General features: G+C 74.3%; 3 protein-coding genes and 1 pseudogene. All 4 read left to right on the forward strand.

All coding sequences use genetic code 11. The features are described from left to right. Positions 1–2: 2 nt before the first annotated feature. Positions 3–17,042, forward strand: a pseudogene (locus tag KZQ38_RS36585) (type I polyketide synthase); the annotation flags it as partial. Beyond that, a complete protein-coding gene (locus tag KZQ38_RS37305; protein WP_219446387.1) occupies positions 17,029–19,269 on the forward strand; it encodes a cytochrome P450 in 2,241 nt (746 codons plus the stop codon). The pseudogene KZQ38_RS36585 and the gene KZQ38_RS37305, both read left to right, overlap by 14 nt. Position 19,270: 1 nt before the next feature. Continuing rightward, positions 19,271–20,422 (forward strand): macrolide family glycosyltransferase, encoded by a 1,152-nt coding sequence (locus KZQ38_RS29010; protein ID WP_219446388.1) that lies wholly within the window; start codon positions 19,271–19,273, stop codon positions 20,420–20,422. A gap of 272 nt (positions 20,423–20,694) precedes the next feature. Then, entirely contained in the window at positions 20,695–22,506 is a 1,812-nt protein-coding gene (locus tag KZQ38_RS29015) for a trypsin-like serine protease (protein WP_308258646.1), read from the forward strand. The last annotated feature ends 460 nt before the right edge of the window (positions 22,507–22,966 follow it).

Genomic DNA, 22,966 nt, shown 5'->3' on the forward strand with positions numbered 1-22,966 from the left:
CCATGTCCGACGAAGAGAAGCTCCGCAGTTACCTCAAGCGCGCCACCGCGGACCTGCGACTGATGGGCAAGCGGCTGGCCGAGGCGGAGGAGGCGGCCCGCGAGCCGATCGCCGTCGTCGGCATGGGCTGCCGGCTGCCCGGCGGTGTCGCCTCGCCCGAGGACCTGTGGCGGCTGGTGACCGAGGAGGTCGACGCCATCGGCGGGTTCCCCGCCGACCGCGGGTGGGAGGTGGTGGTGGACCCCGACCCGGACCGGCCCGGCACGACCTACACCACCTCGGGTGGTTTCCTCGCGGACGGCGCGGGTTTCGACGCGGGCTTCTTCGGCATCTCGCCACGCGAGGCGTTGGCGATGGACCCGCAGCAGCGGGTGTTGCTGGAAACCGCCTGGGAAACCTTCGAAAGCGCGGGCATCGACCCCACGTCCCTGCGCGGCAGCCGCACCGCCGTGTTCACCGGCGTGTGGTCCTCCGGCTACGGCTCCCAGCCGCCGCCGGACCTGGAGGGCTTCCTGGCCACCGGTATCGCGACCAGCGCCACGTCCGGCAGGGTGTCCTACCTGCTGGGGTTGGAGGGCGCGGCCGTGTCGGTGGACACGGCGTGCTCGTCGTCGTTGGTGGCGATCCACCTGGCGGCGCAGGCGTTGCGTGCGGGTGAGTGCTCGTTGGCGTTGGCGGGTGGCGTGACGGTGATGGCCACCCCCGCCGGGTTCGTGGAGTTCTCGCGGCAGCGCGGCCTGGCCCCGGACGGCCGGGTCAAGGCGTTCGCCGACGCCGCCGACGGCACCAGTTGGGGTGAGGGCGCGGGCCTGCTGCTGTTGGAGAAGCTGTCCGACGCCCGGCGCAACGGGCACCGGGTGCTCGCGGTCGTCCGCGGCTCGGCGGTCAACCAGGACGGTGCGTCCAACGGCCTCGCCGCGCCCAACGGTCCGTCGCAGGAGCGGGTCATCCGGCAGGCGTTGGCCGGCGCGGGGCTGGAGCCGTCGGACGTGGATGCCGTTGAGGCACACGGCACGGGTACGACGTTGGGTGATCCGATCGAGGCGCAGGCGTTGTTGGCGACCTACGGCCAGGACCGGTCGGAGCCGTTGTGGTTGGGTTCGGTGAAGTCGAATGTGGGTCATACGCAGGCGGCGGCGGGTGTGGCCGGTGTGATCAAGATGGTGTTGGCGTTGCGGCACGGTGTGTTGCCCCGCACGTTGCACGTCGACGCGCCGACGTCGCATGTGGACTGGACGGCCGGGGACGTGCGGCTGCTCACCGAGTCCCGGCCGTGGCCCGAGGTCGACCGGCCACGCCGCGCCGGGATCTCGTCGTTCGGGATCAGCGGCACCAACGCCCACGTGATCGTCGAATCCGCACCGGTGGGGGAAGTTCCGGCGGAGACCGCCGGTCCGACGCCGTGGGTGCTCTCCGCGAAGACGCCGGAAGCGTTGCGGGAACAGGCGGGTCGGCTGCACGCGTACGTGAAGGCGAACCCGGACGTCGGTGTGCCGGCGGTGGCCCGCGTGCTGGCGGCCCGCCCGGTGTTCGCGCACCGCGCGGTGGTGGGCGACCCGGCGGCCCTGGCGGCGCTGGCGGCGGGACGTGACGCGCCGAACCTGGTCACGGGCACGGCCGCGGGCGGGAAATCCGTGTTCGTGTTCCCGGGGCAGGGTGCGCAGTGGGTGGGTATGGGTCGGCGGTTGTATGCCGAGTCGGAGGTTTTTCGGGTTGCGGTTGATCGGTGTGCGGTGGCGTTGTCGCCGTATGTCGAGTGGTCGTTGGTGGATGTGTTGCGGGGTGGTGGTTTGGAGCGGGTTGATGTGGTGCAGCCCGCGTTGTTCGCGATGATGGTGGGGTTGGCGGAACTGTGGCGGTCGCACGGTGTGGTGCCTGATGTGGTGGTGGGGCACTCGCAGGGTGAGATCGCCGCGGCGCACGTGGCGGGCGCGTTGTCGTTGGAGGACGCCGCGAAGGTCGTCGCGTTGCGCAGCCTGGCCTTGGCGGAGTTGGCCGGACCCGGTGGCATGGTGTCGATCGCGCTCTCCGCGGAGGCGGCGGAGGAGTACCTGGCGCGGTGGTCCGGTCGCCTGACCGTCGCCGTGGTGAACGCGCCCGGCGCGGTCGTCGTCTCCGGCCACCGCGACGACGTCGACGAGCTGCTGGCGGCGTGCGAGGCGGACGGCGTCCGCGCGCGGCGGCTGCCCGTGGACTACGCGGCCCACTCGCCGGCGGTCGAGGCGATCGGCGACCGGCTGCTCCGCGACCTGGCCGACATCACGCCGCGACCGCCCCGGATTCCCTTCCACTCCACCGTCACCGGTGAGCCGGTGACGGTCGCCGACGCCGCCTACTGGTACCGGAACCTGCGGGAACCGGTGTTGTTCGACGGCGCGGTCCGCGCACTGCGGGAGAGCGGGCACGAGGTCTTCGTGGAGGTCAGCCCCCACCCGGTGCTGGTGTCCGCGATCGAGGGGACCGTGGACGCGGTGGTCGTCGGGACGCTGCGGCGGGACGGCGACTTCGCCGATTCCCTCGCCGCCCTGCACGTGCGGGGCGTGGCGGTGGACTGGCGCATCCCGGACGGGCCGGTGGCGGAGGGCGTGCCGACCTACGCGTTCCAGCGGGAGCCGTTCTGGCTGCGGCCCGTCGTGGCCGGTGGCGGCGACCACCCGGTGCTCACCTCGCGCGTGGAACTGCCGGACGGCGGTGCCGTGTTGTCCGGTCGGCTCTCGGTGGCGACGCAGCCGTGGCTGGCCGACCACACCGTGCTGGGCTCCGTCCTGCTGCCCGGCACGGCTTTCCTGGAGATGGTGGCGTACGCGGGTGGCGTGGTCGGCTCGCCGGCGGTGGACGAACTGGTGCTGGAAGTCCCGCTCACGGTCGACGACGCGCACGTGCAGGTCGTGGTCGGCGCGGAGGAGGACGGCCGCCGCTCGGTTGCCGTGCACTCGCGTGAAGGCGATGAGTGGACCAGGCACGCGACGGGCGTGCTGTCGGGCGAGCCGTCCTGGGGCACCCCGCGTGACGCGGCCGGTGAACCCGTGGACGTGGCGGCCTTGTACGAGGACTTCGCGGCGGCCGGGTTCGAGTACGGACCGGCGTTCCAGGGCGTCACGGCCGCGTGGCGGTCCGGTGACGTGGTGCACGCCGAGGTCGCGGTGCCCGCCGTGGAGCGGTTCGGCCCGCACCCGGCGTTGCTCGACGCCGCCCTGCACGCCGTCTCCCTCCTGCACGACGGGTCGGCGCGGTTGCCGTTCGCGTTCCACGACGTCGCGCTGCGGCCCACCGACGCGCGGACCGTCCGCGCGGAGGTCGTCGCCACCGGCCCGGACACCTACGCGGTGTCGGTCGTGGACGACGAAGGCCGTCCCGTCGCCCGCATCGGGTCGTTGGCCGTGCGTGCGCCTGCCGCACGTCCGGACAGCCTGTACCAGCTCGACTGGGTGCCCCTGACCGAGACGGGCACCGTGGAGGACGTGGTGGTGCACCACGTGCCCGAGTTCGCCGGTGATCCGGCGCGGGCCGCGGAGGCGGCGGTCGGGCACGTGCTCGGCGTGCTCCGGGAACACCTGGCCGGGGACCGGAAGCTGGTGGTGGTGACCAGCGGCGCGGTCGCCGCGGTGGCCGGTGACGTGGTCGACCTCGCGCACGCGGCGGTGTGGGGCCTGGTGCGCTCGGCACGGGCCGAGCACCCCGAGCGGTTCGCGGTGGTCGACGTGGCGCGGCCCGGCGACGTGGTGCCGGACGGGGTGGCGGGCTCGGCGGAGTCGGAGTTCGCGGTGCGCCGGGGAGTGGTCCGGGTGCCGCGCCTGACCAGGGTCGCGCGGGCGCTCCGGCCGCCGGCCGGGCCGTGGCGGCTGGAGGACGTCGGCACCGGCGGCATCGACGACCTGGCGCTCGTGCCGCGACCCGAGCTGACGGCGCCGTTGGAGCCGGGACAGGTCCGCCTCGCCGTGCGTGCCGCGGGCCTGAACTTCCGGGACGTGTTGATCGCCCTGGACGTGTACCCCGGCGCGGCGTTGATGGGCGGTGAGGCCGCGGGCGTGGTGCTCGACGTCGGCCCCGGCGTGGACCTCCGGCCCGGCGACCGGGTCATGGGCCTCGTGCCCGGTGCGTTCGGACCGGTCGCGATCGCCGACCACCGGGTGTTGGCCCGCATCCCGGACGGGTGGTCGTTCGCGCGGGCGGCGGCGGTACCCGTCGTGTTCCTGACCGCCTGGTACGGGCTGGTGGACCTGGGCGGGCTGCGGGCCGGTGAACGGGTGCTGGTGCACGCGGGCACCGGTGGTGTCGGCATGGCGGCCATCCAACTGGCCCGGCGGCTGGGTGCGGAGGTGTACGCGACCGCGAGCCCCGCGAAGTGGGAGGTATTGCGGGAGCTGGGTGTGCCCGACGACCACATCGCTTCGTCGCGGGACCTGGCGTTCGCCGAGGTGTTCCCGCCCGTGGACGTGGTGTTGAACTCGTTGGCGGACGAGTTCGTGGACGCGTCGCTGGGGTTGCTCGCACCCGGCGGCCGGTTCATCGAGATGGGCAAGACGGACATCCGCGCCGGGATCGACCGCACCGACGTCGCGTACCGGGCGTTCGAGATCGCCGACGCCGGACCGGACCGGCTCGGCGTGCTGCTCGGCGAGGTGCTGGCGGCGTTCGCGGACGGCGGTTTCACCCCGCTCCCGCTGGACGTGCGTGGCGTGCGGGACGCCGTGGCCGTGTTCCGGCACATGAGCCAGGCCAACCACATCGGCAAGATCGTGCTCGACATGCCGGCCGAGCTGACCGGGACGGTGCTCATCACCGGCGGCACGGGCACGTTGGGCGGCATCGTCGCGCGGCACATCGTCGCCACGCACGGCGTCCGCGACCTGCTGCTGGTCAGCCGCCGCGGTGGTGGTGCGGAGCTGCGTGCCGAACTCGAAGCGGCCGGCGCGCGGGTCGAGGTGGTGGCCTGCGACCTGGCGGACCGGGACGCGGTCGCCGCGCTGCTCCGGGACCGGCCGGTGTCGGCGGTCGTGCACGCGGCCGGTGTGCTGGCCGACGGCCTGGTGGCCACGCTGACGCCGGACCGGGTCGCGGAGGTGTTCGCGCCCAAGGCACGCGCGGCCTGGCACCTGCACGAGTTGACGCGTGATCTGCGGGCGTTCGTGTTGTTCTCGTCGGCGGCCGGCACGTTCGGCAGCCCCGGCCAGGCGAACTACGGCGCGGCCAACGCGTTCCTCGACGCGCTGGCCGTCCACCGCCGCTCGCTGGGGCTGCCCGCCACGTCCCTGGCGTGGGGTTACTGGGCCGAGTCCAGCGGGATGACCGGGCACCTCGGCGACGCGGACCGGGAGCGGCTGGGCCGCGCCGGCGTCGTGCCGCTGACCACCGGGCACGCGTTGGAGCTGTTCGACGCCGCCCTGGCGGTGGACCGGGCGGTGGTCGCGCCGGTCGCGTGGAACACGGCCGCGTTGCGCCGGTCGACGCGGTTGCCCAGCGCGTTGCGGGACTTCGGCCGGCCGCCGGGGCGCACGCGGCGCGGCCTGCTGCCGGACCGGCTGCGGTCGCTGCCCGAGGCCGAGCGCCGCGCCGCCGTGCTGGACCTGGTGGTCGCCAACACGGCGACCGTGCTCGGCCACCGCGACACCGCCGCCATCCGCGCCGACCAGGCGTTCAAGGAGCTGGGTTTCGACTCGCTGACCGCGGTCGAGCTGCGCAACCGGCTCGGCGCGGCCACCGGTGTGCGGCTGCCCGCGACCGTGACGTTCGACCACCCGACGCCCCGGCGGCTGGCGGACCACCTGCTGGCCGAGTCGTCGGGTGCGAGCACGCCGACCGCGCTTGTCCCGGTGGTCCGGGTCGACGACGACCCGGTCGTCATCGTCGGCATGGGGTGCCGCCTGCCGGGTGGCGTGGAGTCGCCGGACGACCTGTGGCGGCTGGTGGCGGACGGCGTCGACGCGATCGGCGGCTTCCCGACCGACCGGGGCTGGGACGTGGCACGCCTCTACCACCCCGACCCCGACCACCCCGGCACGTCGTACACGCGGCACGGCGGCTTCCTGCGTGGCGCGGCCGATTTCGACGCGGGCTTCTTCGGCATCTCGCCACGCGAGGCGTTGGCCATGGACCCGCAGCAACGCGTCCTGCTGGAAACCGCGTGGGAGACGGTGGAGCACGCCGGGATCGACCCGACCTCGTTGCGCGGCAGCCGGACCGGGGTGTTCACCGGCATCTGGGCGTCCGGCTACGGCAACCCGACCGCCGAGGTGGAGGGCTACCTCGGCACGGGCGCGGCGACGAGCGTGACGTCCGGTCGGATCGCCTACCTGCTGGGGTTGGAGGGCGCGGCGGTGTCGCTGGACACCGCGTGCTCGTCGTCGCTGGTGGCGATCCACCTGGCGGCGCAGGCGCTGCGGTCCGGTGAGTGCTCGTTGGCGTTGGCGGGCGGGGTCACGGTGATGGCCACGCCCGTCGGCTTCACCGAGTTCTCGCGGCAGCGCGGGTTGTCGGCCGACGGTCGGTGCAAGTCGTTCTCGTCGTCGGCGGACGGCACGAGCTGGTCCGAGGGCGCGGGGCTCGTCCTGCTGGAGCGGCTGTCCGACGCGCGGCGCAACGGGCACCGGGTGTTGGCCGTGGTGCGTGGTTCGGCGGTGAACCAGGACGGTGCGTCCAACGGCCTGACCGCGCCCAACGGCCCGTCGCAGGAGCGGGTGATCAACCAGGCGTTGGCGAGTGCCGGGTTGTCGGCTGGAGATGTGGACGCGGTTGAGGCGCATGGCACGGGTACAACCCTCGGTGATCCGATCGAGGCGCAGGCGTTGTTGGCGACCTACGGCCAGGACCGGTCGGAGCCGTTGTGGTTGGGTTCGGTGAAGTCGAACCTGGGTCATACGCAGGCGGCGGCGGGTGTGGCCGGTGTGATCAAGATGGTGTTGGCGTTGCGGCACGGCGTGTTGCCCCGCACGTTGCACGTCGACACGCCGACACCACACGTCGACTGGGACAGCGGCAACGTGCGGCTGCTCACCGATGCCGTGCCGTGGCCGCGAAACGGTCACCCCCGGCGGGCCGGGATCTCGTCGTTCGGGATCAGCGGCACCAACGCCCACGTGATCGTGGAGCAGTCGCCGGACGCCGACGTCGCCGAGGTGGCGGCGGACGGGCCGGTGGCGTGGGTGGTGTCCGCGCACGCGGCGGACGCCGTCCACGAGCAGGTGACGCGGCTGCGGGAGTTCGCGGCGGCGCACCCCGACGTCCCGGTGGCCTCGGTCGGGCGGGCGCTGGCGACGCGGACCAGGTTCGACCACCGGGCGGTGCTGGTCGGCGCGGACCGGGACGAACTGCTCGCTGCCGAGTACGAGCCGGGTGTGGTCGGGCGACCGGGCAAGACCGTGTTCGTGTTCCCGGGTCAGGGTGCGCAGTGGGTGGGTATGGGTCGGCGGTTGTATGCCGAGTCGGAGGTTTTTCGGGTTGCGGTTGATCGGTGTGCGGTGGCGTTGTCGCCGTATGTCGAGTGGTCGTTGGTGGATGTGTTGCGGGGTGGTGGTTTGGAGCGGGTTGATGTGGTGCAGCCCGCGTTGTTCGCGATGATGGTGGGGTTGGCGGAACTGTGGCGGTCGCACGGTGTGGTGCCTGATGTGGTGGTGGGGCACTCGCAGGGTGAGATCGCCGCGGCGCACGTGGCGGGCGCGTTGTCGTTGGATGACGCCGCGCGTGTGGTCGCGTTGCGTGCCAAGGCGTTGCGCACGCTGACCGACCGCGGTGGCATGGTGTCGGTCGCCCTCTCGGCGGAAGACGCCGAGGAGCACGTGCGGCGGTGGGGTGACCGGCTGACCGTCGCCGTGCTCAACGCGCCGGGTTCGGTGGTGGTGTCCGGCGACCTCGCCGCGCTGGACGAGCTGCTGGCGGCGTGCGAGGCGGCCGGGGTGCGGGCCCGGCGGCTGCCGGTCGACTACGCCGCGCACTCCGCGCAGGTGGCGGAGATCCGGGACCGGCTGCTCGCCGACCTCGCGGACGTGCGACCCGTGCCGGGCGAGGTCCCGTTCCACTCGACGGTGACCGCCGGACCGGTGTCCGGCGACGTGCTCGACGCCGACTACTGGTACCGGAACCTGCGTGAGCCGGTGCGGTTCGCCGACACCGTGCGCGGCCTGCCGGACGACGCGGTGTTCGTGGAGGTCAGCCCGCACCCGGTGCTGACGCCCGTGCTGGAGGGCACGGCCACCGGGACGCTGCGTCGCGACCGCGGCGGTCGGGCCGAGTTCCTGGCGGCGGCGGGCAGGCTGTTCACGCACGGCGTGGAGATCCGCTGGGAGTTCCCGGCCGGGCCGCCGGTGGCGTTGCCGACCTACCCGTTCCAGCGGGAGCGGTACTGGCTGCCGCCCGGTGGCGCGGGTGACGTGACGGCGGCCGGGCTGGACCGGGCCGACCACCCCCTGCTGGGCGCCGCGGTCGACCTGGGCGACGGCGGCGCGGTGTGGACCGGCCGCCTGTCGCGTGCCGACCAGCCGTGGCTGGCCGAGCACGCCGTGCTGGGACGGGTGCTGCTGCCGGCGGCGGTGTTCGCGGAACTGGCCGCCCACGTGGGTGGTGTGGTGGAGGAACTGGTCCTGGAAGCGCCGCTGGTGCTGCCGGAAACCGGGTCGGTGGCCGTGCGGGTCGCCGTGGGCGCGCCCGACGAGGGCGGTCGGCGGACGGTGGAGGTCCGGTCACGCGACGGCGAGTGGCAGCGGCACGCGTCCGGTGTGGTCGGCGGCGCTCCCGCCACGCCCGACCCGATCACCGAGTGGCCGCCACGCGGCGCGGAGCCGGTCGACGGCCTGTACGACGTGCTGGCCGCCGCCGGGTACGAGCACGGTCCGGCGTTCCAGGGCGTGCGTGCCGTGTGGCGGCGGGACAACGAGGTGTTCGCCGAGGTCGAGGTGGCCGACGCGGGCCGGTTCGGCGTGCACCCGGCGTTGCTGGACGCGGCGTTGCAACCGCTCGCGGTCCTGGCCGGTGCGTCCGGCGAGGCTCGGCTGCCGTTCTCCCTGGGCGGTGTCGTGGTCCACCGCACCGGTGTCGACCACGCCAGGGTGCGGCTGACCGAACCGGAACCCGGCGCGTACCGGGTGCTGGTCGCCGACGACACGGGCGCGCCGGTGGTGTCCGTGGACCGGCTCACCACCCGCCCGCTGGGTGACGACTCGTTGTTCCGGCTGGACTGGGTCCCGCTGACCGCCGAGGCGGGCGCGGTGCCGGACGCGGTGGTCGCACCGGAGTCGGTGCCGGACGCGTTGCGCGTGGTCCAGGACTTCCTCGCCGGTGACGGCGACCGGCTCGTGGTGCGCACCCGCGGTCTGCCCGCCGGCGATCCGGTGGCGGCGGGCGTGTGGGGCCTGGTGCGGTCCGCGCAGGCCGAGCACCCCGGCCGGTTCGTGCTGGTGGACACCGACGGCGAGCTGCCCGCCTTCATCGGTGACGAGGACCAGGTGTCCGTCCGCGACGGCGTGCCGCACGTGCCGAGGTTGGCACGCGTGTCGGCCGAACCCGTGACCGGGCGGTTGGTCCAGTCCGACACGGGCAGCCTGGACGACATGGCGTTCGTCGCCGAGCCGCGGCAGCCGCTGCGCCCGCACGAGGTGCGGGTGGCGGTGCGGGCGGCCGGCGTGAACTTCCGGGACGTGCTGATCGCCCTGGGCGTCTACCCGGGCCCGGCCGTGCTGGGCAGCGAGGGCGCCGGTGTCGTGGTGGAGGTCGGCGCGGAGGTCACCGGGTTCGTGCCGGGCGACCGCGTGCTGGGGCTGCTGCCCGGCGCGTTCGGGCCGGAAGCGGTGGCTGACCACCGGGTGTTGGCGCTTGTGCCGGACGGGTGGTCGTTCGCGCGGGCGGCGGCGGTTCCGGTGGTGTTCCTGACCGCCTGGTACGGGTTGGTGGACCTGGCCGGGCTGCGGGCGGGTGAACGGGTGTTGATCCACTCGGGTGCGGGTGGTGTCGGCATGGCGGCCGTCCAGCTCGCCCGGCGGCTGGGCGCGGAGGTGTACGCGACCGCGAGCCCCGCGAAGTGGGGTGTGTTGCGGGACCTGGGTTTGCCGGACGACCACATCGCGTCCTCGCGTGATCTCGGGTTCGCCGAGGCGTTCCCGCCGGTGGACGTGGTGTTGAACTCGTTGGCCGGTGAGTTCGTGGACGCGTCCCTGGGGCTGCTCGCACCCGGCGGCCGGTTCATCGAGATGGGCAAGGCCGACGTGCGCGTGGACGTCGCCGGGTACCGGGCGTTCGACCTCGGCGAGGCCGGCCCGGAGCGGCTGGGGCAGGTCCTCGCCGACGTGGTCGGGCTGCTCGTGGCCGGTGAGCTGGCGGGCCTGCCGGTCCGGGCGCGGGACGTGCGGGAGGCCCGCGCGGCGTTGCGGCACATGAGCCAGGGCGGGCACGTCGGGAAGGTCGTGCTGACCGTGCCCGCGCCGCTGGACCCCGAGGGCGCCGCGCTGATCACCGGCGGCACGGGCGCGCTCGGGCGGCTGGTGGCCCGGCACCTCGTGGTCGAGCACGGCGTGCGGCGGCTGGTGCTGGTGGGCCGGTCCGGCGGCGAGGTGCCCGAGGAGCTGCGCGAGCTGGACGCGGACGTGCGGGTGGTCGCGTGCGACGTGGCGGACCGGACCGCGCTGGCCGCCGTCCTGGCGGAAGTGCCCGCGCCGCTGACGGCCGTCGTGCACGCGGCGGGCGCGTTGGACGACGGCCTGGTGGCCTCGTTGACGCCGGAGCGGCTGGACACCGCGTGGCGGCCGAAGGCGTTGGCGGCCGAGCACCTGCACGAGCTGACCCGGGACCTGGACGTGCGGGCGTTCGTGTTGTTCTCGTCGGCGGCCGGTGTGCTGGGCTCGCCGGGGCAGGCCAACTACGCCGCCGCCAACGCCCACCTGGACGGGTTGGCGGCGCGGCGGCGGGCCGAGGGGCTGCCCGCGGTCTCGCTGGCCTGGGGCCACTGGGCGGTGACCAGCGCGCTCACCGAGCGGGCCGACACCGGGCGGCTGGCCCGCGCGGGCATCGCGTCGATGTCGGCCACGCAGGGCCTCGCGTTGTTCGACGCCGGGCTGCGCGTGGCGGACCCGGCGGTCCTCGCGGCCCGGTTGAACGTCGCGGCGCTCGGCGACCGGCCGGTGCTGCGTGGTCTCGTGCGCGGCCGGAAGCCGGTGCGGCGCAGTGGTTTCGCCCGCGAGATCGACGCGTTGCCGGCGGCCGAGCAGCACGCCGCGTTGCTGGAGCTGGTCACCGGGCACGCCGCCGCGGTGCTCGGGCACGCGGACGGCGCGGCGGTCGGGGTGGACCGGGCGTTCAAGGAACTCGGGTTCGACTCGCTGACCGCCGTCGAGCTGCGCAACCGGCTGTCCGCGGCCGTCGGTGCGCGGCTGTCGGCGACCGCGGTGTTCGACCACCCGACGCCCGAGCTGCTGGCCGGCCACCTGCGGGAGGTCGTGCTCGGCACGCGACGGGCGGTGGCGACCCCCGTCGCCGCCGCGGTCACGGACGACCCCGTGGTCGTGGTGGGCATCGGCTGCCGCTACCCCGGCGGGGTGGCCTCGGCGGACGACCTGTGGCGGCTGGTGGCCGACGGCGTGGACGCGATCGGCGGCTTCCCGGCCGACCGGGGTTGGGACGTGCGGTTCGACCCGGACGGCGCTCCCGGCACGACCTACACGCGGCACGGCGGCTTCCTGGCGGACGCGGCGGGTTTCGACGCCGACTTCTTCGGCATCTCGCCACGCGAGGCGTTGGCGATGGACCCGCAGCAACGCCTGGTGCTGGAGACCGCGTGGGAGGCGCTGGAGCACGCCGGGATCGACCCGACCTCGTTGCGCGGCACCGAGACCGGTGTGTTCACGGGCATCTGGGCATCGGGCTACGCGGGTGGCGTGGAGCAGGTTTCCCGGGACGTGGAGGGGTACCTGTCCACCGGCACCGCCACGAGCGTGACCTCCGGCCGCGTGTCGTACGTGTTCGGTCTGGAAGGCCCCGCGGTGTCGGTGGACACGGCGTGCTCGTCGTCGTTGGTCGCGGTGCACCTGGCGGCGCAGGCGTTGCGCTCGGGTGAGTGCTCGCTGGCGTTGGCGGGTGGCGTCACGGTGATGGCGACGCCCGCGAGCTTCATCGAGTTCTCCCGGCAGCGGGGGCTCGCGGCGGACGGGCGTGCCAAGCCGTTCTCGGCGGCGGCGGACGGCACGAGCTGGGGCGAGGGCTCCGGTCTGCTGGTGCTGGAGCGGTTGTCCGACGCGCGGCGCAACGGGCACCGGGTGTTGGCCGTGGTGCGTGGTTCGGCGGTGAACCAGGACGGTGCGTCGAACGGCCTGACCGCGCCGAACGGTCCGTCGCAGGAACGCGTGATCCGGCAGGCGTTGGCGAACGCGGGCCTGCGTCCGTCCGAAGTGGACGCGGTGGAGGCGCACGGCACCGGCACCGCGCTCGGCGACCCCATCGAGGCGCGGGCGTTGCTGGCCACGTACGGCCAGGACCGGTCGGAGCCGCTGTGGTTGGGCTCGGTGAAGTCGAACATCGGTCACACCCAGGCGGCGGCCGGTGTCGCCGGGCTGATCAAGGTGATCATGGCCATGCGGCACGGCGAGTTGCCGCGCACCCTGCACGTGGACGCGCCGACGCCCCACGTCGAGTGGACCGACGGCGAGGTGCGGCTGCTCACCGAGCCCACGCCGTGGCCGGAGCACGGGCGACCGCGCCGGGCCGGTGTGTCCGCGTTCGGCATCAGCGGCACCAACGCCCACGTGCTCCTGGAGCAGTCGCCCGACCCGGAGCCGGTCGAGGAGGTGACCGGCCCGGCGCTGTGGGCGTTCTCGGCACGCACCGCGGGTGCGTTGCGGGACCAGGCGCGGCGGTTGCGGGACCACGTGTCGCGGCCGATCACGCTCGCGTCCCGGGCGCGGTTCGCCCACCGGGCGGCCGTGGTGGGCGGCCCGGACGACCTGCGTGCCGGGCTGGACGCGCTCACCGCCGGGCGGGACGCCGCCGGCCTGGTCACGGGTGTCGCGCGGGAGGGGAAGACGGCGTTCGTGTTCTCCGGGCAGGGATCGCAGTGGGTCGGGATGGGGCGGCGGTTGTACGACGCGTTCCCGGTGTTCGCGCGGTCCCTGGACGAGAACTGCGGCCTGCTCGGCATTTCCCGCGACCTGCTGTTCGCCGACGAGGACGGCGTGCTGGACCGGACGTTCCACACCCAGACCGCGTTGTTCGCCCTGGAGGTGGCGCTCTACCGGCTGGTGGCGGACCTGGGGTTCGTGCCGGACTTCGTGATCGGGCACTCCGTCGGCGAGATCGCCGCCGCCCACGTGGCGGGCGTGCTGGACCTGCCGGACGCGTGCCGGCTGGTCGCCGCGCGCGGCAGGCTGATGGGTGAACTGCCGCCCGGCGGGGCGATGGTGTCGATCCGGGCCGCCGAGGACGACGTCCTCCCGACGCTGCGCCCCGGCGTGTCCGTCGCCGCCGTGAACGCCCCGGACGCCGTGGTGTTGTCGGGTGACGAGGACGCGGTGTCGGCGGTCGCCGAGCACTGGCGGCGGCAGGGGAGGCGGGTGCGGCGGCTCGCGGTCAGCCACGCCTTCCACTCCGCGCACATGGACCCGGTCCTGGCCGAGTTCGACCGGACCGCCGCCGGCATCACCCACCACGAGCCCGTCATCCCGGTGGTGTCGACGGTGCGGGACGGCGAGATCGGCGCACCCGGCCACTGGGCGCGGCAGGTGCGGGAGACCGTGCGGTTCGCGGACGGCGTGGCGTGGCTGCGTGACCACGGGGTGGTGCGGTTCCTGGAGATCGGGCCGCACCCGACGCTCGTGCCGGACGCCGTGCTGCGTCGGGACGACGACGCGCCGGAACGCCTCCAGGCCGCCCTGGGCGGGCTGTGGGTGGACGGCGCGCGGTGGACGCCGGCGTCCGGGCGACCGGTCGCGGCGCCGACGTACCCGTTCCAGCACGAGCGGTTCTGGTTGACGCCCACCGTGAACGGCGACGGGCCGGACGACGTGCGGCACCCCCTGCTGCGGTCCGTGGTGCGGCTGCCCGACGGGCAGGGCGTGGTGGCGACGGGTCGGCTGTCGGCGGCCACGACGCCGTGGCTCGCCGAGCACGTGGTGGCGGGCGTGCCCCTGTTGCCGGGCACGGGTTTCCTGGAGCTGGCCGTGCGCACCGGCGAGCACGTCGGGTGCCCGGTGGTGGCGGAACTGGTGCTGGAAGCGCCGCTGGTGCTCGCGGACGCGGTGCACATCCAGGTCACCGTGGGCGCGGCGGACGAGGAGGGCCACCGGCCGGTGGCGGTGCACTCCCGCACGGCCGCCGAACCCGACGACTGGACGCGGCACGCGACGGGTTCCCTGGCGCCGGCCACCACCGCGCCGCGGCCCGGTGCCGAGCGACCGGCGGACGCCCGTCCGCTGGACATCGGCTCCCTCTACGACACGCTCGACGCCGCCGGGTACGCCTACGGGCCCGTGTTCCGGGGTCTGACCGGCATCTGGCGCAGCGGCGACGAACTGCACGCCGAGGTGGCGTTCCCCGGTGACGGCGGCGCGCTCGCCGGTTACGGCGTCCACCCGGCCCTGCTCGACGCGGCCGTCCAACCGCTGACGCTGCTCACCGGCATCACCGCCGACCAGCCCGGCGACGGCCTGGCACGCCTGCCGTTCTCGTTCTCCGGCGTGTCGGTCACGGGTTCCGCCACGGCGGCGCGGGTGGTGCTCACCCCGACCGCGCCCGACACCTACGCCGTGCGGCTGACCGACCAGGCGGGCGAGCCGGTCGCCGCGATCGAACGACTCGTGCTGCGGCCGGTGGCGCTGGCCGACCTGGCGGTGAACCGGCACCCGAACGCCCTGTTCGCGGTGGAGTGGGCGGAGGTCGCCGGTGACGGTCCGCCGGTGGACGCGGTGTTCCACCACGTCGACGGCGGGGGAGACCCGGTGGCCCGCACGCACGCGGTGGTCGCCGAGCTGCTGGCCGCCGTCCGGGGCGCCGACACCCGGCTGGTCGTGGTGACCGGCGACGACCTGCCGTCCGCCGCGGCACGTGGTTTCACCCGCGGCGCCCAGGCCGAGCACCCCGGCCGGCTCGTGCTGGTGGAGACCGACGGCTCCGGTGACCTGGACGCCGCCGTGCGCACCGCGGTGGCGGCGGACGAACCCCACGTCGCGGTGCGTGGCGGTCGGGTGTTCGCGCCCCGGCTCGCGCGCGCCGCGGCGGACGGGCGGCCGGGCGTGGTCGAGGGCGCGGTCCTGATCACCGGCGGCACCGGCGTGCTGGGTGGTCTGGTGGCACGCCACCTGGTCACCGCGCGCGGGGCGCGGCACGTGGTGCTGGTCGGCAGGCGCGGCGGCGCGGCGGGACTCGTGGCGGAGCTGGCCGGGCTCGGCGCGCGGGTCGACGTGGTGGCGTGCGACGTGGCGGACCCGGCGGCCGTGCGCTCGCTGGTCGACGCCGTCCCCGACCTCGCGGTGGTCGTGCACGCGGCCGGTGTCGTGGACGACGCCGTGGTGGACGCCATGACGCCGGAGCAGGTGACGAACGTGCTGCGGCCCAAGGTGGACGCCGCCTGGAACCTGCACGAGGCCACGAAGCACCTGGACCTTCAGGCGTTCGTGTTGTTCTCGTCGGCGGCCGGCACGTTCGGCAGCCCCGGCCAGGCGAACTACGCGGCGGCCAACGCGTTCCTGGACGCCCTGGCCGCCCACCGCGCCGCCGCCGGGCTGGCGGCGGTGTCGCTGGCGTGGGGCTACTGGGCGGAACCCAGCGGTATCACCGGTCACCTCACCGAGACCGACCACCGCCGCCTGGCCCGGACCGGGATGCGACCGCTGACCACCGAGCAGGCGCTGGCCCTGTTCGACGTCGGCCTCACCGCCGACCGGCCGCTGCTGGTGCCGATCCACCTGGACCTGGCCGCGATCGGCACGCCGCCCGCCCCGCTGCGCGGCCTGGTGCGGCCGAAGGCCGACCGGGTCGAGCCCGCCGACCTGGCGGGCCGGCTCGCGGGCCTGGCCGAGCCGGAGCAGCGCGCGCTGCTGCTCGACGTGATCAACACGCACAGCGCGCACGTCCTCGGCCACAGCACGCGGATCGTCGAGGACCCGCAGCAGGCGTTCCGCGACCACGGCGTCGACTCGCTGACCGCGATCGACCTGCGCAACCGCCTCAACGCCGCCACCGGGCTCCAGCTCGCGGCGACCGCGGTGTTCGACTTCCCGACACCCGCGCAGCTCGCCAACCACCTCTACGGTCAGCTGTGCGGCAGCGCGCCCCGCGCGGCCGGCCCGGTGGAAGCGTTGCTGCGCAAGGCGCTCGACGCGAACCGCGCCGAGGACGGCCTGGCGTTGCTGGCCACCGCCGCCCGCCTCGAACCGACCGCGCCGCCGGAGGTCGAACCGGTGCGGCTGGCGTCGGGTTTCCTGCGGCCCGCCCTGGTGTGCCTGCCGTCCGCGCTGGGTTTCGCCGCGGTGGAGGAGTACGGGCGGTTCGCGGCGGCGCTGGAGGGCACCCGCGACGTCACCGCGCTGCCGCTGCCCGGGTTCGCGGGCGACCCGCTGCCGTCGTCGGCGGAGGAGCTGGTGGCCGCGCTCGCGGAGGCCGCGTCCACCGTGGACAACCCGGTGCTGGTCGGGCGCTCGCTGGGCGCGTGGCTGGCCGTGGCGGTCGCGCGGCACCTGGAGGAGCGGGGCACGAGCCCGGCGGCCGTCGTGCTGGTCGACGGGTACCCGGGCGACCTGGCCGCCGTGCTCGACGGCGTGCTGCGTGCCGAGCACCAGGTGCGGCCGGTGGACGACCACCGGCTGCTGGCGATGGGCCGCTACGCCGACCTGGCCCCGGAACCGGGGACCGTGACCGCGCCGGTGCTCGTGGTCGGCACCCGGAAACGCGCGTGGCCGACGCTGTCCACCACCGCCCAGGACGTGCTCACCGTCCGGGGCGACCACTTCACCGCGCTGGAGAAGCACTCCGCGGAAACCGCGCTCGCGGTCAGCACGTGGCTGCTGGACTTCCACGGCTACGGGGCCGGGCTCGCCGAACTCAGGGAGAGGGACACCCATGATCTGGGATGACGTGTACATCGGGGGCACCGGTCGGTACCTGCCGCCACGCACCCGCGCGACCGACGCCGTGCCGGACACCGAGACGATGCGGCGGCTGCTCGCGCTGTCCGACTTCACCTCCTTCACCCAGTCCGCGGACGTCACCGAGCACGCGATGGCGGTGCGCGCGGCGATCGGCGCGCTCCAGGAGTCCGGGTTGACCGGCGCGGACATCTCGATGGCCGCCTACGCGCAGATGGACTCGCAGGACCACATGGCGCCGTCCTGCCACCTCCAGCGGGTGCTGGGCCTCGGGCACGCCCTGGTGTACGAGGTGGAGGCGACCAGCAACGGCGGTTCCGCCGCGCTCCAGTCGGCCGCCGCGCACCTGGTTGCCGACCCGGCGGCGGGCGCCACCCTGGTCACCGCCACGTCCCGGTTCCGGCCGCCGCGCTGGGAGCGCTGGCAGCCCACCATCGGCATCTTCCTCGCCGACGGCGCGGTGTCCGCGGTGCTGACCCGCGAGGGCGGCCGGGCCCGCCTGGTCGCCACCGCCAACAGCTCCGCCACCCAGATGGAGGTGCTGGCCACGCCGACCATCCCGGACCCGCTGGGGCACCGCGACAAGACGCCGATCGAGGTCACCGGTCTCGCGCCCTACCTGACGCTGATGAGCGAGGCCCTGGTGAGCGCGGTCGAGCAGGCCGCGAAGGAGGCCAACACCGCGGTCTCCGACATCACCCGGTTCGTCGTCACCGGCCTCGGGCTGGCGCAGCTCCAGGTCGTCGTGCTGGAGCCGCTGGGCGTGTCGCTGGACCGCACCACGTGGTCGTTCCTGCGGGAACTCGGGCACGTCGGGCCGTGCGACCAGTTGCTCGGCGTCGACCACCTGCTGCACGACGACACCCTGCGCCCCGGCGACACGATCATGGTGGTGGGCCTGGGCATGGGCTCGCGCTTCACGGCCGCCCTGCTGGAGGTCACCGAGCAGCCCAAGCCGCGCGCCACCGTGCTCGACACCGCCGCGCCCGCGCCCGCGCCGGTCGACCGGCACGTCATCGACCCGACCGGCGCGGACATCTTCGGCGAGGCGGCGCAATTGCGCGCACGCGGCACGGCGACGCCCGTCGAGCTGCCGGGCGGCGTGCCCGCGTGGGCCGTCACCGGGCACGACGCGGTGAAGGAGCTGCTGCTGGACCCGAACGTCTCCAAGGACGCCAACCGGCACTGGCCGACCTGGCGGCGCGGCGAGATCCCGCCGGACTGGCCGCTGATCATGTGGGTAGCGATGAAGAACATGTTCACCGCCTACGGCGAGGACCACAAGCGGTTGCGCAGCCTGGTGGCGCGGGCGTTCACCGCACGCCGCATCGACGCCATGCGGCCCCGCGTGGAGGAGATCACCACGCAGCTCGTGGACGCCCTGGCGGCGGTGCCGCGCGGGCAGGTGGTCGACCTGCGGGCCGAGTTCGCCTTCCCGCTGCCGATCCGGGTGATCAGCGAGCTGTTCGGCGTGCCCGACGCGATCGGCGCGGACCTGCGGCGGCTGGTGCACGCGGTGTTCAGCCTGGACGCCGACCCGGACGGCGTGCAGGCCGCGTCGGGTGAGCTGTACCTGCTGCTGAAGGACCTGGTGGCGGCCAAGCGCGCCGAGCCGGGCGACGACCTCACCAGCGACCTCATCGCCGCGCGCGAGGAGGACGGCACGCGGTTGAGCGAGCAGGAGCTGCTGGACACGCTGCTGCTCACCATCAGCGCCGGGTTCGAGACGACGGTGAACCTGATCGACAGCGCCGTGCACGCCCTGGCCGCGCACCCCTCGCAGCTCGGCCTCGTCACGGCGGGCACCAGCACGTGGGACGACGTGGTGGACGAAACGCTGCGCTGGCAGCCGCCCGTGCCGAACCTGCCGCTGCGGTACGCGGTGCGGGACGTGACGGTGGACGGGGTCCGGATCGCCGAGGGCGACGCGATCCTGGTGTCGTTCGGCGGCGCCAACCGCGACCCGGCGAAGCACGGGCCCAACGCCGAGGAGTTCGACATCACGCGGCCGTCGCGGCACGACCACCTCGCGTTCGGCCACGGCGTGCACTACTGCCTGGGCAGCCCGCTGGCCCGGCTGGAGGCGACGTCGGCGTTGCCCGCCCTGTTCGCCCGCTTCCCGAACCTGCGCCTGGCCGCTCCGGACGAACTCGCGCCGCTGGGTTCGTTCTTCACCAACGGGCACCAGGCGCTGCCCGTGGTCCTGGAGGACTGACGTGGCCCACTTCGCGTTCGTCAGCGCACCCGCGCCCGGTCACGTCAACCCCACCCTGCCGCTGGTGGCGGAACTCGTGCGGCGGGGCCACCGGGTCTCCTACGCCACCGGACCGTCCACTGTGGATGGCGCGGTCGCGGCCGGCGCGGCGCCGGTCGTGCTGCCGTCCCGGTTGCCGCCCGACATGGACGCGCGGGGCGAGTTCACCGCCGACCAGCTCGCCGTGACGCTGGAGCACTTCCTGGCCGACGCGCGTGTGTCGTTCCCGGTGCTGGCCGAGCACTTCACGGCCGACCGGCCGGAGGTCGTGTGCTACGACTCGGTGACGTTCACCGGGCGGATGCTGGCGAACCTGCTGGGCGTGCCGGACGTGGCGCTGGTGCCGACGTTCGCCGAGAACGAGCGCTTCTCGGCCACGCAGGTCTACCTGCCGGCGTCGTTCGACCACACCCACCCGCGGCTGGTGGCGGCGATCGGGGCGATGGGCGAGTTCGCCGCCGGGCACGAGTTCCTGGCCGACCCGAACCTGATGTTCGGCTACGTCGCGCCGGTGAGCATCGTGTTCATCCCGCGGGAGTTCCAGCTCGCCGGCGAGACGTTCGACGACCGGTTCCACTTCGTCGGGCCCACCGTGGCGGACGCGGGGGAGTGGTCCCCGGACGGCGACGGGCCGGTGCTGCTGGTGTCGCTGGGCACGGTGTTCAACCAGCGGCCCGACGTGTACCGGGCGTGCGTGGAGGCGTTCGGCGACACGGAGTGGCAGGTCGTGATGTCGACGGGTGAGCTGGACACGTCCCTGCTCGGGCCGTTGCCGGGCAACGTGTGGGCGGCGCGCCGCGTGCCGCAGGTGGCGGTGTTGCGGCACGCCACCGCGTTCGTCAGCCATGCCGGGATGAACTCGCTGATGGAGGCCGTGCTGCACGGTGTGCCGGTGGTGGCCGTGCCGCGGATCCCGGAGCAGCGGGCGGTCGCTCGGCGGGCGGAGGAGCTGGGCGTGGCGCGGGTGCCGGCGGAGGTGACGGCGGAGTCGCTGCGGGCGGCTGTGGAGGAGGCTCGTGGGTTGCGTGCGGGTGCGGTGGCGCTCGGCGACCTGGCTCGTCGGGCGGGTGGCGCGCCGGCGGCGGCGGACGTGCTGGAGAAGCTGCTGACCTGACCGGCGGTGACGACCGCGGGGCCGCCACCGGTTGAAGGCAGCCCCGCGGCCATCCCGCGCACGACCTGCCCCAGTGGCCCCGCGCCGCTGTTCCGCTGTTCCACGCGCGAGCCGCCCGCGGCCCTTGTTCTGCCTCTGGGGCGGTCACCGCGAATAAGTGCCGTACCCCTACGGATCACGTCCCTGATTGTTCCGCGCCCGGTGCCGACCGACAGTGGACCGTGCCGCTCCACCCCCTGCTGGAGCGGCTGTTCGCCTGGAAGGGAAGCACTGTGAAACGACTACGTCCCAAGGGTTTCGCGTCCCTCGTCGCGGCGGCGATGCTGTTGCCGGTACTGCCCGCGGCTGCCGTCGCCGGGTCGGGGAACGCCCCTGCCGCGAACTTCGAGGGCGGCACGGTACCGACGAGATCCGACGCCACCACCTCGTTCCACAACGGCCAGGACGCCACCGTCGACGAGTTCCCCGCGATCATCGCGGGCCTGCGCGCGGGTGGTTCGCGCCCGCAGGGCCAGTCCTGCACCGGTTCCGTCGTCGCGCCCCGCAAGATCCTCATCGCCGCGCACTGCGCCGACGCCCAGGGTGACAAGAGCTTCCTGTACGGCTTGGACGACCTCAACGCGGGCGGCGGGTTCCGCACCGAGGTGGTCGAGTACAAGAAGCACCCGAAGTACGTCAACTTCGACCAGGGCTACGACGTCGCGGTGGTCACCGTCGCCGACGACATCCCCGTCCGCGGCGGCCGGTACGCCCGGTTCGCCACGTCCGCCGACGCCGGTCTCGCGACCCCCGGCAAGAACGGCCTCGGTTTCGGCTACGGGAAGAAGGACTTCGACGACGTCCGGCGCGACGTCACGCTGGACAAGGCGACCCTGCCGATCGTCGACGGCGACTCGGTGTGCCGGGGCGTCGGTGCCGGCTTCCGGTCCGCCACCATGATCTGCGCCGGGTACGCCGACGGCCGCACCACCATCCTGCCCGGCGACAGCGGCGGGCCGCTGGTCGTGGACGGGAAGATCGTGGGCGTCGCGTCGTGGAGCCGCAGCGACTTCAAGTGGTACAGCGTCTACGGGCGGCTGACCAACGAGATGGGCGACTGGGTCCAGCAGGAGGTCGGCACGCCTCAGTCGGACTTCACGCTGGGTGTGTCCCCGGCGAGCGTGCGGGTCGCGGCCGGTGGGTTCGCTTCTACGACGGTGACGTCGGTGGCCGGTTCGGGTGGTGCGGAGGATGTCCGGTTGTCGGCGGCCGGGTTGCCGGGTGGGGCGAAGGCGGTGTTCCAGCCGCAGTCGATCCGGGCCGGGGCCAATGCGAAGCTGACGGTCGAGGCGGGTGCGTCGACCCCGGCCGGCACGTACGAGGTGACGGTCACCGGGACGGGTGCCGGTGGCAAGACGGCTACCGCCAAGCTGTCGTTGACCGTGGAGGGCGACCAGCAGCCCGGTGACTTCACGCTTGGTCTGGCTCCGGCGAACGTGAAGGTGGCGGCTGGTGGGTTCGCCTCCACGACGGTGACGTCGGTGGCTGGTTCGGGTGGTGCGGAGGATGTCCGGTTGTCCGCGGCCGGGTTGCCGGGTGGGGCGAAGGCGGTGTTCCAGCCGACGTCGATCCGGGCCGGGGCCAATGCCAAGTTGACGGTCGAGGCGGGTGGGTCGACCCCGGCCGGCACGTACGAGGTCACGGTCACCGGGACAGGTGCCGGTGGCAAGACGGCTACCGCCAAGCTGTCGTTGACCGTGGAGGGCGGTGATCCCGGCGGCGGCGAGGTGGCGGTCAAGGTCGACCCGGCGTCGGTGTCGGTGCGGCAGGGTTTCTTCGCCCAGTTCCAGGTGACCGCGTCCGGTGGCACGGGCAACCTCGCCCTGACGTCGACCGGAGCGCCGGCGGGCACGCGGTTGGCGTTCAACCCGCCCACCATCGCCCAGGGCGGTAGCAGCGGGGTGTTCCTGAGCACCGACCTCCAGACGCCGCCCGGCACCTACCCGCTGACCATCACCGCCGTCGCGGCGGACGGCAAGGTGGGCACCGCGACGCTCACCCTCACCGTGACCCGGTGGGGCTCGTTCGGGATGCGCGTGGCATAGCAGGCGGGCACCACGCCCCTCCCCGGACCCCGACCGGCTTTCTCCCCCCGGTCGGGGTTTCCGCCGTGCCCGGACCCCGGCGGGGTCGGACCTCCGGCCGGAGCCGACGTCGGCGTGCTTGAGGTCGATGCCGAGCCAGGGTCGCGGCTGAGACCGGAGTCGGAGCGGGTCCCGGCGCGAGACCGGCACCGGGATGAGGGCTGCGGCCGGTGCCGGGATGCGGGGCGGCAGGGCCGGGGGCGATGACAGGGTGGAATCCCGGGCGAGGGTCAAGCCGGGAGTCGGGAGTGGGTGCCGCGCGTGGGTGGGGGAGCGGGTGGTGGGGAGCGGTGGGTGTGGGCTGTTCGCGGGCGCGTGTGTAGGGCGTGAGTGGGGCGGGGGCTCGCCCGCGTGGGTGATTTCGGGCCCGGCCGATTGAGCTGTGTGAGGCCGGCCACGTGTGGTGGGCGGCGCGGTGGAA

The organism is Saccharothrix obliqua, from assembly GCF_019375475.1.
Lineage (GTDB): Bacteria > Actinomycetota > Actinomycetes > Mycobacteriales > Pseudonocardiaceae > Actinosynnema > Actinosynnema obliqua.